The organism is Butyricimonas sp. DFI.6.44 (assembly GCF_022132345.1).
Classification (GTDB): domain Bacteria; phylum Bacteroidota; class Bacteroidia; order Bacteroidales; family Marinifilaceae; genus Butyricimonas; species Butyricimonas muris.
In genome coordinates, this window is sequence record NZ_JAKNJD010000006.1 from 186,151 (window position 1) to 202,433 (window position 16,283).

14 protein-coding genes are annotated in these 16,283 nt (G+C 43.0%); 6 read left to right on the forward strand and 8 right to left on the reverse strand.

The window, feature by feature from the left end; genetic code table 11:
* The first annotated feature begins 3 nt into the window (after window positions 1-3).
* The 4 genes from L0M98_RS10015 (at window position 4) to L0M98_RS10030 (ending at window position 4,375) form a co-directional block, all read left to right on the forward strand.
* Window positions 4-1,605 (forward strand): RagB/SusD family nutrient uptake outer membrane protein, encoded by a 1,602-nt coding sequence (locus L0M98_RS10015; protein WP_099290912.1) that lies wholly within the window; start codon window positions 4-6, stop codon window positions 1,603-1,605.
* Entirely contained in the window at window positions 1,590-2,240 is a 651-nt protein-coding gene (locus L0M98_RS10020) for a hypothetical protein (protein ID WP_141560896.1), read from the forward strand. Before L0M98_RS10015 ends, L0M98_RS10020 begins: the two co-directional genes overlap by 16 nt.
* Window positions 2,237-3,004, forward strand: a complete 768-nt coding sequence (locus L0M98_RS10025) for a hypothetical protein (RefSeq protein ID WP_099290910.1) — start codon at window positions 2,237-2,239, stop codon at window positions 3,002-3,004. The genes L0M98_RS10020 and L0M98_RS10025 overlap by 4 nt, the downstream gene beginning before the upstream one ends.
* Before the next feature lie 93 nt (window positions 3,005-3,097).
* Complete coding sequence (locus tag L0M98_RS10030) at window positions 3,098-4,375, forward strand: thioredoxin domain-containing protein (protein ID WP_227215727.1); 1,278 nt, start codon at window positions 3,098-3,100, stop codon at window positions 4,373-4,375.
* A gap of 198 nt (window positions 4,376-4,573) precedes the next feature.
* Here L0M98_RS10030 and L0M98_RS10035 read toward each other — a convergent pair whose 3' ends face one another.
* The 7 genes from L0M98_RS10035 to aspS form a co-directional block, all read right to left on the reverse strand.
* The gene (locus L0M98_RS10035; protein ID WP_227215726.1) at window positions 4,574-5,695 is read right to left on the reverse strand and encodes an ATP-binding protein; all 1,122 of its coding nucleotides are present in this window, start codon (window positions 5,693-5,695) and stop codon (window positions 4,574-4,576) included.
* Window positions 5,696-5,832: 137 nt separating this feature from the next.
* Entirely contained in the window at window positions 5,833-6,858 is a 1,026-nt protein-coding gene (locus L0M98_RS10040; RefSeq protein ID WP_099290909.1) for an endonuclease/exonuclease/phosphatase family protein, read from the reverse strand.
* Window positions 6,859-7,013: 155 nt separating this feature from the next.
* Window positions 7,014-7,937, reverse strand: a complete 924-nt coding sequence (locus L0M98_RS10045) for a rhomboid family protein (protein ID WP_186974555.1) — start codon at window positions 7,935-7,937, stop codon at window positions 7,014-7,016.
* Between the two features lie 12 nt (window positions 7,938-7,949).
* Window positions 7,950-8,774 carry a rhomboid family intramembrane serine protease gene (locus L0M98_RS10050; RefSeq protein ID WP_099290907.1) on the reverse strand — a complete coding sequence of 275 codons (825 nt, stop codon included), beginning with the start codon at window positions 8,772-8,774 and terminating at the stop codon, window positions 7,950-7,952.
* Window positions 8,771-10,186, reverse strand: coding sequence for a PSP1 domain-containing protein (gene ricT, locus L0M98_RS10055; RefSeq protein WP_227215724.1), 1,416 nt, complete (start codon window positions 10,184-10,186; stop codon window positions 8,771-8,773). Before ricT ends, L0M98_RS10050 begins: the two co-directional genes overlap by 4 nt.
* Window positions 10,187-10,312: 126 nt before the next feature.
* On the reverse strand, window positions 10,313-11,440 hold the full coding sequence (locus L0M98_RS10060; protein ID WP_227215723.1) for a DNA polymerase III subunit: 1,128 nt from the start codon (window positions 11,438-11,440) through the stop codon (window positions 10,313-10,315).
* A 95-nt stretch (window positions 11,441-11,535) separates the two neighbouring features.
* Complete coding sequence (gene aspS / locus L0M98_RS10065) at window positions 11,536-13,284, reverse strand: aspartate--tRNA ligase (protein WP_099290904.1); 1,749 nt, start codon at window positions 13,282-13,284, stop codon at window positions 11,536-11,538.
* 189 nt (window positions 13,285-13,473) lie between these two features.
* On the opposite strand from aspS, the gene L0M98_RS10070 reads away from it, so the two are divergent.
* Together L0M98_RS10070 and tyrS are read left to right on the forward strand one after the other, a co-directional pair.
* The gene (locus tag L0M98_RS10070; RefSeq protein ID WP_227215722.1) at window positions 13,474-13,953 is read left to right on the forward strand and encodes a CvpA family protein; all 480 of its coding nucleotides are present in this window, start codon (window positions 13,474-13,476) and stop codon (window positions 13,951-13,953) included.
* Window positions 13,954-13,989: 36 nt separating this feature from the next.
* Window positions 13,990-15,282: a tyrosine--tRNA ligase gene (tyrS, locus tag L0M98_RS10075; protein ID WP_099290902.1), complete on the forward strand. Its 1,293-nt coding sequence runs from the start codon at window positions 13,990-13,992 to the stop codon at window positions 15,280-15,282.
* 100 nt (window positions 15,283-15,382) lie between these two features.
* Here tyrS and L0M98_RS10080 read toward each other — a convergent pair whose 3' ends face one another.
* Window positions 15,383-16,096: an energy transducer TonB gene (locus L0M98_RS10080; protein WP_186974554.1), complete on the reverse strand. Its 714-nt coding sequence runs from the start codon at window positions 16,094-16,096 to the stop codon at window positions 15,383-15,385.
* Window positions 16,097-16,283 lie beyond the last annotated feature (187 nt).

The window sequence follows — 16,283 nt, forward strand, 5'->3', positions numbered from 1 at the left end:
ATTATGAAAAAAATATTTATCATTTTATTCTTTTTACCGCTTTTTGCTTGTGACGATTGGTTGGATATCGAGTCAGAGAAGTCCGTTACTTACCTGAACTTCTTCAAGAGCGAGCAAGACTTGGAAAGTACGTTAATATCCATGTTCGGATTCGAGAAAAATATTTGTGCTTCTTCGATGGTCCATCCTTTTGGATGGTGTGGGTTGCAGTGTGACAGCCTCGCGGACAATGAAGGCTATCGGGAACTCGATCCCCAGAGTTTTATGAGCAAGATGTATATGTTAAGTTGGTCGCAGAATTACAAGGCGATTTATCTCGCGAATATGCTTGAAGAAAATAGATTCCGTTTCGAGAATATCTCGGAAGAGAGAGCTGATTACTGGATAGCCCAGGCTAATTTTATAAAAGCATTTGCTTATTTCAACGTGGCTCAAAACTGGGGAGATGCCCCCTTGGCTCAACCGACGGAATCTACCGAGGCTGTTGGCAAAAGTCCTGTCGATTCCTTGTTCGCGCAAGCCTTAAGGGCTGCCGAGAAGGCATTAATACTTCCCACGTATGATAAATTGACGGATGCCCATGGTGATGCCGTAACTTCTAAACAATACGCCAGCCTGGGGACGGTTCATACTTTGCTTGCCAATATTTACGCTTGGATGGGCGGATTATACGACAAAGAGGAATACTGGAAAAAGGCGGAGGAGCATGCGTCTCTCGTGATTGATGGAAAAGTAGGGGGCTATAAATTGGAACTGACCGTGGCGGATATGGTAAAGAACACGTTAGGACCTGTTAGAAAAAGCAATGAAACTATTTTTAGTATTGCCGTAAATAACGAGGATGAGAACCGAACGGCACAAGTGAGTTTTTATCCTATTTACCCCGGGCAGGCATTGATTAACTATCCTTATTCTCCAACTAATTACACGGATATTGAAGACCCCGGACAGAAAAAAATGTTGGTTGCAACCGTGGAAAAGATATTCCCGGAGGAGGCGGATACCCGGAGGAAGGAGTACTGGAAGGATTTGGGACAACAGGTTACTCAATGGGAGTATATTTATGACGAGGAGACATGGGAAGTAGTAGATTCTGTCCCTTATGCTTATTCTGAATATGCCTTTATAAATAAATGGAATGAACCGTATTATTCAACGGATCAGAGTGTGATAGAACACAATAAAGGGATTGCTCCCTTGCTGGCAATGGAAGGGGATCGGGTTGTCTGGCGTTTGGCGGATTTGATTTTGCTTCGGGCTGAATGTCGGGCCCGGTTGAATATGGCGAAGCCGGCAAAGGATGATTTGGATGCAATTCGTGTAAGGGCAGGACTCGAGGGATACGAGGGTAGCGGTACTGCAGATATTGAAGAACTACGGAAAGAGATATTCCATGAACGGGAACGGGAACTTTTTGGTGAAGGGCAGCGCTATTATGACATCGTGCGAAATGGATATTTCCGGACGGAATTGTCTTCCGTGTACAAGAGTCTGACTGATGCAGACGTGAAAGGAGGAGCGCTTTACCTCCCTGTCGCTCGCAATTCTTTTGAGAAAAACACTTTAATGAAACAAAATAGTTATTGGTTATGGCATCAACAATAAAAAATATATGCAAGGGAATAATTATCATGGTAGCCATAGTATTTGGTTCCTGCACGAAATACGAATATATCGATGGGGGATTGGCAAAGGGGGTACACGATTGTTCCATGTGGGATTATTTCCACACGGACGGTTATGACTGGGACTCCACGAGGGTAATGATCGAGCACGCGGGTATGAAAACTTTTTTTGATGGTACCGGTGAGTACAAGCAAATTACTTTTTTCGGGATCACGAATCATGTTATTTGTCGTTATTTGCTGAAGAAAGGTTATGACCGCGTAAGCGATATTAACGCGGCTGACTGTAAAAAGCTTTTGGAAGCCTTGATCGTGCCTAAAAGAATTATGACGGAAGATATTCCCGCGGGAAGGCGGTTGGTTGTCGGGCAAAAATTAACGGAAGAAGAAGGAGCCGTTTGCGAAAGTTTGCGGGGTGAACTTTTCTTGTGGAAATTGCAAGATGCATATCAAGATATGGCACATGCGGGTGCTTTCCATTTGTATATCGCTATCAAGAATAGCATAGAGGCAAAGCCCGAGGTAGTCGCCTCCTCGAATATTCAAACCAATAATGGAGTAGTACAATCTTTGAATTATGACTTTGATCTAAATAACTTTTTAATTAATAGATGATGAAAAAGATATGGTATATATTATTAGTCGGATATTCGTTGGGCTTCTTCGCTTGTAACGATGTCGAAGTCGGGTATTTGGACATAAAAAATGCAACGTATGCTATAGACAGTTTGCATATCTATGACGTTAAAAGTACTCTGGATAAATATAGCGCTGATTACGATGCGGGTATGTCGTCTTTACTCGCGGAGATCGAGGAACTCGAAAACCAAGAAGCTGATATGGAAGATGAATTGGATGCCCTCATGGATCAAATATATGATTTGGAGGATCAGATGTATGACCCGGGTATTAGTGATGAGGAATATGACGAACTTGAGAGACAAATGGCGGAATTGGAGGCTTCGTATAATGATCTTTATGCTGAATATCGAGCCTTGGGGAAGCAAATTGCAAGTATTCAGGAAAATACAGTTGATAAAGTTGCCCAAGAATTGGGATTTGAAAGTGAAGCGATGATGAAAAGTGAAATCGTTAAACTTGAAAATCGGATAAAATATCAATCTCCGTGGGTAACCCAGCCTATTGAAAGTGTGTTGGGCACAGAACCTTTGTCGTATGCTATTGCGAACGTGAAAAACGATAATCTGGAAAATGCTGAATTATTTCGGCAATCGTTGACCATTATGGGGGGAGGACGTATGAATGTTGCGTTTGGTTGCAAGGCTCCCGCTGGAAGATACGTGGTGTCGATAGAGATTGAGAACGAGGGGCAGCGTGCCGTGTTGGAAGAGGTATATACTTTTATAGTGGATAAGTAGTGTGATTTTGAGATTTATGATTCGTGACGGGACGGTCTGTCACGGGTCATAAAATCTTGAATAATAATTCTTTTATAAATTAAATCGGAGTTTATGGTGAAATTATTTTATATGTTGGCGTTCCTGCTCGGAACGCTGGGGAATTTGTCTGCCCAGATGGTGATGTTCAAGGGCTCTTTTGACGAGGCTTTGAAGAAGGCGAAGGAAGAGAAAAAGGATTTGTTCGTTGATTTTTACGCGGACTGGTGCGGACCTTGCAAGGCGATGGCTACACGGATATTCACGTTGCCAGAGGTGGGCGATTATTTTAACGCTCATTTTGTTTGCGTGCAGGTAAACGTGGAGGCGAAGGAGAATAGCGAGGTGGCGAAGAAATACGATGTGAAGGTTTTGCCCACGATGGTATTTATCAATGGCGAAAGTAAAGAGTTGAGGCGGGCGCAAGGAGCAATGGAGGCGGCAGCCCTCCTGAAAGAAGCGAAGATCGCGAGAGGCGAAGAGTTGAGTTTCATACAAATGTACGAGAAGTTCAAGAAGAAAAAGAACGATTTGGATTTGCATCAGCAATTGTTACTGGATGCCCCTCTTTTCTTGCCGAGACAGGAGGAATATGACCGGCAGAAGTGGACGACCCGGATCGAGAGTCTTTTCCCGGCTTACTTGAAGAACAAGAAGTTGGGGAACATGATTAACGAGAAGGACTTTCAGATATTGATGTTATATCACCCGCAGACTTCTAAAGAGGATGAGGTGTTCGATTTTGTTGTCGCCAATTATGACAAATTTGTTCAAGTGACGAAAAATAAAGAGGTTGCGGGTTACTTGATCGCTTTGAATAACGGGTATATTGTTCAGTTATGTAAGAAAGGTGATTTGGCTTACAAGGATCGTCTGGAACGGGTGAACAAGGATTTGAAACCGGTGTATTCCGAAATCTCATTCGGTTCGTTGAGCGTGTTGGATGCCATCACGTTGTTAGCGGACGCTACTTATTATTTGTATCGGCATGACGAAGCAAAGTTCTTCGAGAATATGGATAAATATTTTGCCGGAAAAGGTGATCAAGTTGAGGCGGGAGATTACGGGCAGGCGTTAGAGGATTTGTCAATGGCTTATAACGGGCAGTTGTCGAAGAATGCTTACACGAAATCCATTGATTGGATCACGAAGGCTCTGGAAAAGAAAGATATGGATGCGGAAATGCATACTCGCTTTTTGATTATACTGGCTCAATGTTTTCAGAATACGAATAACGTGGAAAAAGCCAAGCAATGTTTGAATCAGGCATTCGTGGTAAGTGCCGGAATTTCTGACCAAATGCAGATGCAATATACGCAACGGATGATAAAACAATATATGGAAGGTTTATAGAAAGTAGTGTGCTTTATCTGAATTTCAGATCACTTCGAACTGGATAATGATCTGAATACTTGACCGTATCCCGGGTGTAGGATACTGTTTTGAATAATGGTGAGTGCAGGATGTGGTCGATATGGAACGAGGGGAATTCCTCGATGTAAGTGTTCCCGAGACCACGTCCTTTTTCGTTGAAGCTATCGGTCATCCCGTTTATTTGACAAATTCCCAAAAGTTGTCTGGTGTTATAACTTTAAAAATTGAGTTGGGATAAGTCTCTGCAAAGATTTTCGGAATGGAGGTTTTACTTTTAGTGTTCCATTTAAATTCGAAGGTTGTTAGTATCCCGTCTTGATCTTCTACTAGATCAATTTCTTTTTGGTCATGGGTACGCCAAAAATATTGAGTAGCAAAGTTTTTGGAATAAGAATTACGTTTTACTCTTTCGCATACCATTAGATTTTCCCAAAGTGCGCCCACGTCATTCCGTAGTTCCAATGGTGCAAAATTAGAAATGACAGCATTCCTGATTCCATTATCGTAAAAATATACTTTCTTCCCTTTTTTTATTTCGTTTCTAATGTTACGATTGAATGAATCCAGTCTAAAGACAACAAAGCATTTTTTAAGGAGATTGATGTAGTTTTCCACGGTTTCCCTGTCCACTCCTAATAAATTACTTAATTCGTTATATGATACTTCACTACCTAGTTGTAATGCTAAAGCCCTAACTAATTTTTGCAAGATGTCAGGCTTCTTCATTCCCTTGTAAGTGAAAAGGTCTTTGTAGAGATAATTGTTGGCAAGAGTTACTAGAGTTCGTTTGGCATCGGTCGGTTCGTTAATAACTTCAGGATAAAGACCGTAAATCATTCTTTGTTCCAATAAACGTTGTTCTTCTCTTTCGGATGTATGAGCTGCAAGTTCGGATAAAGAGAATGGGAATAGTTGATATTCTATGATACGTCCTGTAGCCGGTTCGTTTATTTCATTTGCCATATCAAGAGAAGAAGAACCTGTAACAATCACTTGTCCGGCTAGTTTTAAATCACCGATCATTTTAATGGTCAGACCTATATTTTTTACTCTTTGGGCTTCATCGATAAAAATGATCTCGTAAGATGATAACAATAACTTGAGTTCTGTCGATGTTTTTTCCTCTAACAACAACTTGTCGTCAAGGTTGTCACAATTTAAGAATAAGCATTTATTTTCTTTGGAAGATAGCTCTTCCAGTAATGTTGTTTTTCCGACTTGTCTTGCACCTAGAAGTACAATAACTTTTTTTCTTTTAAAATCGGCGAGTATTGAATTGTAGATTTCCCTGTTTATCATATAAACTTTCTTTTGGACAAATATATGAAATTCTGTGGTTGTAACCGCAAAATTCATGTGAATTTTGCGGTTACAACCACAGAATTTAGTTAAATATTATATATATGATAGTTCTATTACACGATAATTTCTTCCTGTTATCTATGCGAAGGGGCATATTTTAGTTTCGTTTTTACGGGGTAATGGTCTGAATACCTGACAGTATCCCGAGTGTAAGATACTGTTTTGAATGATGGTGTGTGCAGGATGTGGTCGATACGGAACGAGGGGAATTCCCCGATGTAAGTGTTCCCGAGGCCACGTCCTTTTTCGTTGAAGCTATCGGTCATTCCAGTGGATAAAGTATGGTAGGCATAGGAGAGGGGCGTGTCGTTGAAGTCGCCGCATATAATCACGGGGTAGGGGGATTGTTGCATGTGGGCTTTGATTTCAACGGCTTGGTTGGCTCGATTGCGGTTCGCGTGAACGAGGCGTGAGGATATCTTTTTGACGCCTTGCGTGGCGTTTTCCGTGTTACCGCTGGTCAGGTTTTTATAGATTTGTTCTTCTTTGTTGCCAAGGCGATAGGATTCCAAATGAATGGCGTATACCCGGACGGTGTCACCCTTCACGTCGATGTCCGCGTAAATACAAGCGGCGGCATTGCCGGGAGGGAATTTGATTACTCCTTTATGGATGATAGGATAACGGGAGATCAAGGCAACATCCTTGTTGCGATAGCGGTATTTGTATTCCGGAAATTTCTGGAAGGAAGCGTCCCGGTTGGGAAATTCCTGTATACACACGATGTCTGCATCGCTGTTGTTGATGTAATCCATGATTTTTTTGGGTGCGTCTTTTTCCTGCATCCAGTTATTCGCGTTCATTTGTCGGATGTTGTAAGTCAAGATGGAAAGATCGTGGGGTGCGTCCGGTGCTACTTTGGGGTTTAAGGCATAGTAAGTTGTGATAAACGGGTATCCGGAAGCAATGACTAAAAAAGAAAGAATGGCAATCTTCTTCCACCGGAAGAGCCAATAGAGGAATAATATGATATTTGCTATTAACAGGTAATGGTAAGCGAGTCCCAATAGTGACGAGGGATAAAACGTGTTCGGGTTTACATACGGGGAAGTATAGCTTCCCAGCAAGCCGATCATTGCCGCAATCGTGATGATCCTCATAACCGTGTTAAATAGACGAACCAAATTAATTTATGATTTTAAATTCTATTAATTCCTTGATTTATGATTTTAGATTTAAGATTGAGTATCCCTTCTGCCAATCACCGCTTTTTTTATCGTAAATCGTAATTCATAAATCGTAAATTGACTCGTTTTCAATTTTTTGATTTGAACAGAATCTCTTTTTCTTCTTTTGTCAGGCTTTCGTAGCCGTGTTTGGAGATTTTATCCAGAATGTCGTTGATGCGGTTGTCCTTTTGTTTCTTGTACTCGTTGTATTCTATGTCGTTCATATCGGATACTTTCTTTTTGTATTTGACATGCATTTTCTTTTTCGGTTTACTGAAAAGTTTACCCAGTTTGTCGAGGAGTGACATAAGACCGCCCGTGAGGTCAAAGTTGCGACGCATGGACAGCGTGAACAAATAGCCGAATACGGCACCTCCCAAATGGGCGATATGTCCCCCCGCGTTTCCCGACGGGATACTGATAAGGTCAATTACTGCCGTGAAAATGGCCAGATGGATTAACTTCACGGGACCGATCAGGAAGACGTATATCTTGTGATTCGGGAGATAGGTACAGACTGCAAACACGATAGCCATGACGGAGGCTGAAGCCCCGATAGCCCACGAGTAGAACCGTTCGACCTCGAATGCCGGAAATATGGCATAAGCGGCGATATACACGATTGCCCCGCTGATACCTCCCAAAAGATATACTCCCGTGAGTTTCGAGCCGGAGAAATAATTCAGGAAAATAGACCCGAACCAGTATAACCATAGCATGTTGAACAGTAGATGGATAAATCCGAACTGGGTGAACATGTAGGTGATGATGGTCCACGGGGTATGGAGAAGATTTTCCGGTAGGGCGGGAACTCCCATGTAAGGCAACAGCATGGCGTCGACATTTTTTCCTCCTGTCAAGGTGATCACGACGGCAATCAACTTGATGATGATAAAGACTCCTATATTGATATAGATAAGTCTGGTCAGTGCAGAACCCTGTCTGAACGAGCTTTTTATCCCGCCCCAAATTCCTTCTGAAAAGTTCGATCCATACGAGTTGTTATACATATCCGTTTATTTCTAATAAAATCGTTTACTGTGTTTCCGCCAATAGAGGATCAGGAAGAAGCCGAATAACATACCACCGAGGTGTGCGAAATGTGCCACGTTGTCCCCTACTGAATTTTGAAGCCCGAAGAATAATTCGGCTGCACCGTAAAGGAGCACGAAATATTTTGCCTTGATCGGAATCGGGATGAACATCAGGAAGAGTTCCGTGTTCGGGAATAACATTCCGAACGCTAACAATATACCGAATACGGCACCGGATGCCCCGATCGTAGGAGTATTCTGGTATGCCTGAATGATATTCTTGAATATTTCTTCACCCATTTGCGCGAACTGGGTGTTCGAGGGATATTGGTTCCACTGATCCACGATCTGCATCGCGTATGATACGAATTTCGGGTTGCTCACGTGCGCCCGGACGAACTCGGCCAACAGTCCCGGTTCGGGAGTGCTTTGAAAGGCATAGAATTGTTCCTGCATGTTATGAACCCCGTACCAGCTTACCAGTGAATGGAGTGCCGCGGCACCCAAACCGGTAACGAAATAGTAAATCACGAATCGTTTGGTACCCCACACGGATTCAAGAATACGACCGAACATGAACACGGCAAACATGTTGAAGAAAAGGTGTGCGAGCCCCTGTTGCGTGAACATGTGCGTGATATACTGGTATATTTTGAAATCCGGGGATTGCGGCAGGTGCATACCGAGTATGTTCACCAAATCTAAATTCAGTTTCTGTCCTACCGTGTTGATCAATAGGAATATGATGACGTTTATAATGATGATAACCTTTACTGCGGGAGTCATGCCCGCGAATGGTCTATAGTTGTTCATTGTTCAGCTGGTTTGTTGTTTTCTTTATTCTCCGGTTTATTATTGTTTTTGTTTTCCGGTCTGTTATTTTGATTATTTCCTTGTCTTCGGGGATTCCGATTGTTACCTTGACGGTTGTTCGGACGATTATTGCCTTGGCGATTGTCTTGCCTGTTGCCGGGTCTGTTCTCGTTCTTGGTCAAAGTCTTCTTTTCGGCTTTTTCCCCGGAGGCATTTACGTCTTTTTCTCTCGGTTTGTTTTCCTCGTTGTTATTTTCTTTTTGAGGATTTCTCCGGTTCCTGTTTCTATTACGGCGTCTGCCACCTTGCTCTTTCTTTTCGTCGAAGCGATTCAAGCTCTCCTCGCCGACACCGTCGGTATATTTGATATTTACCGCTTCGTTCTTATCGATTTCAAGTGCTTTCGCCGGAATGATCCCTTTCTTGTTCAAGGCGATGATCTCTTTTACTCGTGCCACGGGTAATTTGATCAGTGCGCCGCGTCCTTCTTTGTCAAAGGAGTAGGACATATTCCGTCCGAAAATATCTGTTTTCTGGTGATAGAGCATACCTTCGCCCGTGTTCAACCATACATTGGACGAGGGGAAGTCCTTTTGTTCGTCAATGTAGGCATCCACCTCGTAATTAAGACAGCATTTTAATTTGCCGCATTGTCCCGCGAGTTTTTGGGGATTCAATGAAATATCCTGATATCTCGCCGCGGATGTGGATACGGAAATGAAATTCGTGATAAATGTCGAACAGCATAGTTTACGCCCGCATGAACCGATACCACCAATACGTCCGGCTTCCTGACGTGCACCGATCTGTTTCATCTCGATGCGGATATGGAATGTTTCCGCCAGAATCTTGATTAACTTCCGGAAATCCACCCGGTCGTTGGCAATGTAGTAGAATATCGCTTTGGTCTTGTCTCCTTGGTACTCCACGTCCCCGATCTTCATGTCAAGATTGAGGTCTGCGGCGATGATTCGCGACCGGATCATGGTATCGTGTTCCAACGCGATGGCTTGTTGCCATTTCTCGATGTCGTGCGGTTTGGCTTTCCGGTATACTTTTTTCAAGGGATTGCGCTCCAAGTCAACCCTTTTCAACTGCATTTGCTCTTTCACGAGTTCACCCGTGAGCGATACGATTCCGATATCGTGCCCGAGAGCCGCTTCAACCGCCACGATGTCCCCGATATGCAGTTTCAAGTTGCTGTTGTTCAAGAAGAAGCCCTTGCGCGTGTTTTTGAATCTTACTTCCACGATATCGGATGGGGTACAACCTTCCGGAATGTCCTGCATCCAGTTGTAGACGGTAAGTTTTCCTGCCAACAGGCGATGGTCAATTACCGGAACAACCGTGGGGTGCTGCTTTATATCTTTATTTTCAATGTTTTCTTGTTTATCTTCAGTTATTTCGCTCATAGTGTATTAATTGAAAATTGAAAATTGAAAATTGAAAATGAGTGGACTTCTGTCTTTCGAGTAAATATTTTCGTTTTTCCAATGCTTCAATTTTTAGTTTTTATCTTTTATTTTTTAGTTCTCCCGTCACGGTCTGATGTTTTGCATCACTTTGATACAAAGATCCGTGAGGATAATTTTCCCGTTCCCGTTTCGAATGATGTCGCTGTATGCTTTCTCGAATTCTTCGAAAAGAGGAATGATATTTCCTTCATGCACGTAAGGAGAGAATTTCGTGGAGAAAGTCTTCTCTCTTTCTGTCATGTATACAATTTTTTCTATCCCAAAGTTCCGGACAAAATTCTCCCGTAACATCCGGGTGCAATGGATTAGAAAACTTTTTTGTTTCTCTCTCCCGAGAGAGGCCAATTCGTTGACAAATTCGTTGACAGGAAGCATCTTGCGCTCCCAGCACAAGCGCATCATCTGTACGAATTTCTCTTGGTTATATATCGTTTCGTCAGTTTCGTTCAACATCCGGAGTGCTTTCAGCCAACTCCCGGAAGCCACGTGAGCCACCTCCTCGGCGGATTCCCGAATCAGTCGTTTTTGCAGTACCAGTTGTTCCGCGATATCTTGTTGTGTTAATGGCGGAATATTGATTCGCTGCGTACGGGAGAGGATCGTGTTGATAATCTCTTCCGCGTGTTCCGCTATTAACAGGAAAAGCGTGTTCGGGTAAGGCTCTTCCAGTATCTTGAGTAGTTTGTTGGAACATTCCGCTTTCATTTTTTCGGGCAACCAGATGATCATCACCTTGTATTCCGATTCAAATGATTTCAAGTTTAGTTTGCGGAGAATGTTGCCGCTTTCCTCCGTGTATATCATGGCTTGGGCGTTCTCGTCCGCTCCCATGGCACTTAACCATTTTTCAAGGTCTATATAGGGACTTTCGAGCAAGAGTTTTCGCCATTCGTTGATATACTCGTCGCTGATAGGTGTTTTTATCCTCGTGGATTTTACAACAGGATACACAAAATGCAGATCCGGGTGAATCAACTTCTGCATTTTTTTGCATTCGGGACAGACACCGCAGGCATCTTCGTGTTTATCTCCCGTGCAAAACAGGTATTGTGTGAAAGCCAAGGCCAAAGCCAGTGAACCCGCTCCCGTTTCCCCGGCAAAAAGTTGAGCATGACTGACTCTTCCCGATTGCAGGGAAGATATCAGTCGTTGCTTTATCTCTTCATGTCCTATGACGTCTTTAAAAAACACCTTATCAATTTTAGATTTAAAGATTTATGATTTTAGATTTCTCGTCCGCAAGCCAACGCTTTTGTAATCGTAAATCGTAATTCATAAATCGTAAATTAATTTGTTTTCAATTGAATGCCTAGTTCATCGAATTGTTCTTTCGCGATCTCGGAGGGAGCGTCAAGCATGACGTCACGACCGGAGTTGTTCTTCGGGAAAGCGATGACGTCGCGGATTGAATCAAGTCCGGCGAACATGGAAGCAAGACGGTCAAATCCGAAAGCGATACCGCCGTGAGGAGGAGCCCCGTATTTGAACGCACCCATGAGGAAACCGAATTGTTCTTGCGCTGTCTCGTGCGAGATTCCCAAGCAATCAAACATTTTGGATTGTAGTGCAGAGTCGTGGATACGGATAGAACCACCACCGACTTCCACTCCGTTGATTACCATATCGTAAGCGTTTGCCCTAACCTTACCCGGGTCGGTTGTCATCAAAGAAATGTCTTCCGGCTTGGGGGAGGTGAACGGGTGATGCATTGCGTAGAAACGCTGGGTTTCTTCATCCCATTCCAACAACGGGAAGTCTACCACCCACAGAGGTTTGAATACATCCTTATCTCTTAAACCGAGGCGGGAACCCATTTCTAAGCGTAAATCGCAAAGTTGAGCTAACGTCTTGAATTTCGGTCCGACGAGAATCAACAGCAAGTCGCCCGGTTCTGCTTTGCAGGCATCCGCCCAAATCTTCAGATCTTCCGGGGTATAGAATTTGTCGATGGATGATTTGAATGTGCCGTCTTCGTTGTAACGCACGTAAACCAATCCTTTTGCTCCTGTTTGCGGGCGTTTCACGAATTCCGTTAATTCGTCCACTTGTTTGCGGGTGTATCCGGCACATTTCGGTGCGCAGATCGCCCCGATGTATTCCGCCTCGTTGAACACGGCAAAGTCTTTTCCCTTTGCCACGTTTGTCAAATCGACGAATTTCATGTCAAAACGGATATCGGGTTTGTCACAGCCGTATTGCTCCATGGCGTCAATCCACGTCATTCTCGGTAGCGTGGGAATATCCACGTTCCGGATTTCTTTGAACAAATGCTTGATCAATCCCTCGAATGTATCCAGAATATCCTCTTGTTCCACGAACGACATCTCACAGTCAATTTGCGTGAATTCGGGTTGACGGTCTGCGCGGAGGTCTTCGTCCCGGAAACATTTCACGATCTGGAAATAACGGTCGAAACCGGAAACCATCAGCAGTTGTTTTAGCGTCTGCGGACTTTGCGGCAAAGCGTAGAATTGACCTTGGTTCATACGGGAAGGTACCACGAAATCACGTGCGCCTTCCGGTGTGCTTTTTACAAGCACGGGAGTTTCTACCTCGATAAAATTCTGGTTGCTCAGGTAATTTCTTACCAGTTGCGCCATCCGGTGGCGTAACTCGATGTTCTTGCGTACAATGGGACGGCGTAAGTCCAAGTAACGATATTTCATACGGAGTTCATCACCGCCGTCGGTTTGGTCTTCTATCGTGAAAGGAGGAGTTTCCGACTCGCTCAGCACGGTAAGCTCGTTCACGGATATCTCGATATCTCCCGTCGGAATTTTATTGTTTTTGCTGGCTCGCTCGATCACGGTTCCTCTTACCTGAATCACGTATTCCCGTCCGAGTTTAGCCACGTTATTTTTAATTTCTTCGGGTGCGGACTCTTCAACCACCAATTGGGTAATGCCATAACGATCACGTAGATCCACGAAAGTCATGGCTCCCAGTTTTCTTACCTTTTGTACCCATCCGCTAAGACAAACGCTCTCTCCCGCGTTTTCTATCCTTAATTGCCCACAAGTATGTGTTCTATACATAATTATCAAATTTAGATTCTGGCATAAATATCCTGCGAAAATAGTAAGAATTTGTCAGTTTAAAGACATAAACTGCCGAAAATTGAACGCGGGTATATTTTTGTTGAATAATTTTGGTTTGAATACTCGTGTAAGAGTAGACAATTCCTTATCTTTGGGAGCTGAAATGATGTGATTAAATAATTAACAGTGAATTACATTGATGTGATAATATTGCTCCCGTTAGTATACGGGGCTTATAAAGGGTTTAGTCGAGGATTGATAGTTGAGATGTCAACGTTGTTCGCGTTGGTCTTGGGGGTTTTTATCTCTTTGAGATACGCCGTGAACATGGAGGATTTTTTGAAAGACTTTATAGCGATGCCGGAGTCGTATGCCTATTATATCGCTTTTGCGGTTACCTTCTTGCTGGTTATTATTGTGATTCATTTGTTGGGGAAATTGCTCACGAAGTTGATTGATATAGTTTCGCTTGGGTTGTTTAATAAACTGTTCGGGATCGTGATGGGCGTGTTGAAATCGGCAATCGTGGTATGCGTGATTCTTTTTATCGTGAATGCGATGGACAATCGTTATGAATTTATCTCAGTAAAAACAAAAAGTGATAGTCTATTGTATCAACCTTTTGTTAACTTCGCGAATGGCGTTTACGAGAGCGCTTTTAAATAATTTGGAACGAATACGAACATATAAATTTAAGAATCGATGAATTTTGTAGAAGAACTAAGATGGAGAGGGATGGTTCATAGTATTATCCCGGGTACTGAAGAGCAACTTGCAAAAGAGTTAACGACTGCTTACGTGGGGATCGATCCGACGGCTGATTCATTACATATCGGGCATCTGGTTTCGGTGATGATGATGAAGCATTTGCAAATGGCAGGTCACAAACCCATCTTTGTTATCGGGGGAGCCACTGGAATGATCGGTGATCCTAGCGGCAAATCCTTGGAACGTAATCTGCTTGATGAAGAAACGATCCAAAAGAATATGGCGGGGATCAAGGCTCAATTATCCAAGTTTATTGATTTCAACTCGGATGCATCCAACGCTGCGATTATGGTGAATAATTACGATTGGATGAAGAATTTCTCTTTCCTTGATTTTATCCGGGAGGTGGGAAAACATATTACCGTAAACTATATGATGTCAAAAGAGTCCGTGAAAAAACGGTTGAGTGCTGATTCTACACAAGGATTGTCTTTTACTGAATTTACCTATCAATTGGTGCAGGGATATGATTTCCTTTATTTACGTCGGAATTATAATTGTTTGTTACAAGTAGGAGGTTCCGACCAATGGGGAAATATCACAACCGGGGGTGAGTTGATCCGCCGCAAGGACGGGGGTGAGGCTTACGGTTTCACGTGGCCGTTGATGACCAAAAGTGACGGAAAGAAGTTTGGTAAGACGGAATCGGGTAACATCTGGTTAGATCCGAAACGGACTTCTCCTTACAAGTTCTACCAGTTCTGGTTGAACAGTACGGATGAGGATGCCGCTAAATATATTAAAATATTCACGATATTGCCTCCAGCTGAAATTGATGCGCTGATTGCCGAACATCAAGAGGCTCCGCATTTGAGAAAATTGCAGAAGGTACTGGCGAAAGAGGTGACTTGTTTGATTCACGATGAAGAAGCCTATGAGTCTGCATTGGAAGCATCACAAATCCTTTTCGGCAATGCTACTTCAGATGCTTTGAAGAGATTGGATGAAGATACTTTATTGTCCGTGTTCGAGGGGGTGCCTCAATTTGATGTCGAGAGAGCCGATCTGGAGGCAGGTATCCATATTGTGGACTTGATGGCAGAAAAGACTTCCATGATGTCTTCCAAGGGAGAGGCTAGGCGCGCTCTAAAAGGAAATGCTATTAGTATTAATAAAGAGAAAGTGCAGGATCAGGAATTGATTGTTACTCCCGAGTACTTGATAGATGATAAGTTCATCCTCTTGCAGAGCGGGAAAAAGAATTATTTCTTGATTACGGTGAAATAGAAAGGTTTATAAAGTTTATAAGGTTCGTAAAGTTTATAAGGTTCTATTACTTTATGAACTTTACGAACTTTATAAACAAAGAGAGGCTGCAGCCTCTCTTTTATTGTAGTTTAAAATTAATGGGTACCGTGTAGGAAACTCTTACGGCTTTGCCTCTTTGTTTCCCCGGGATCCATTTCGGCATGGTTTGAATAACCCGCACAGCTTCTTTATCGAGTGATGGATCGACAGCCCTGATGACTCTTACATCCGTGATGCTGCCGTCCTTTTCGATAACGAATTGCACGACTACTCTACCTTGAATATTGTTTTCTTGAGCTATAATCGGATATTTGACATGTTTCGACAGCCAAGCCTGTACATCTCCGCCGGGGAATCTGGGCATATCCTCTACGACCACGAATATATCCGATTCTCCCGTGTATTCACCATCTCCATAGCTATCATAGTCTCCCATACTACTTCCGGAATAATTGTTACCGTATGAGTTTTGATTCCCGACATTAGATTCGGCATCTTCGATTTCGAGCATGTCATCGATATCCAATTCTTCGTCAACAATCTGCATAAGGTCAGTCAACCTAGGAGCGGGCGGAGGGGGAGGGGGTGGTCTCATCAGTGATTGTTGGGTGATGGGAATAATCTCCTCTTCCAGCGGCTCTTCCGCGACCGTTATGAAGCCTTCTTCAACCTTCACGTTAGTTCTCCATTCGAAAGCAAAGAGTAGAGAGGCTAATGCTAGGATTAGACCTATCTCGAAGAAGATACCCTTTTTGTTTTCGAGACTCGCTTTAGATGATTTCTTTACTTCCATAACTTAATTGTCTTAGTTAAGCTTTTACCTCTAATATACAAAAAGTTAGCCGAAAAGCCAAATATATTGGTTTACTTTTCCGTAAAAGAAGTGAATTAGTCAAAAAACTCTGGAATTGTTATGGTTGGTAAAACTGTAAAGTCCATAAGATAGCCGATTGGTGCTGATCTTATGGACTTTATAAATT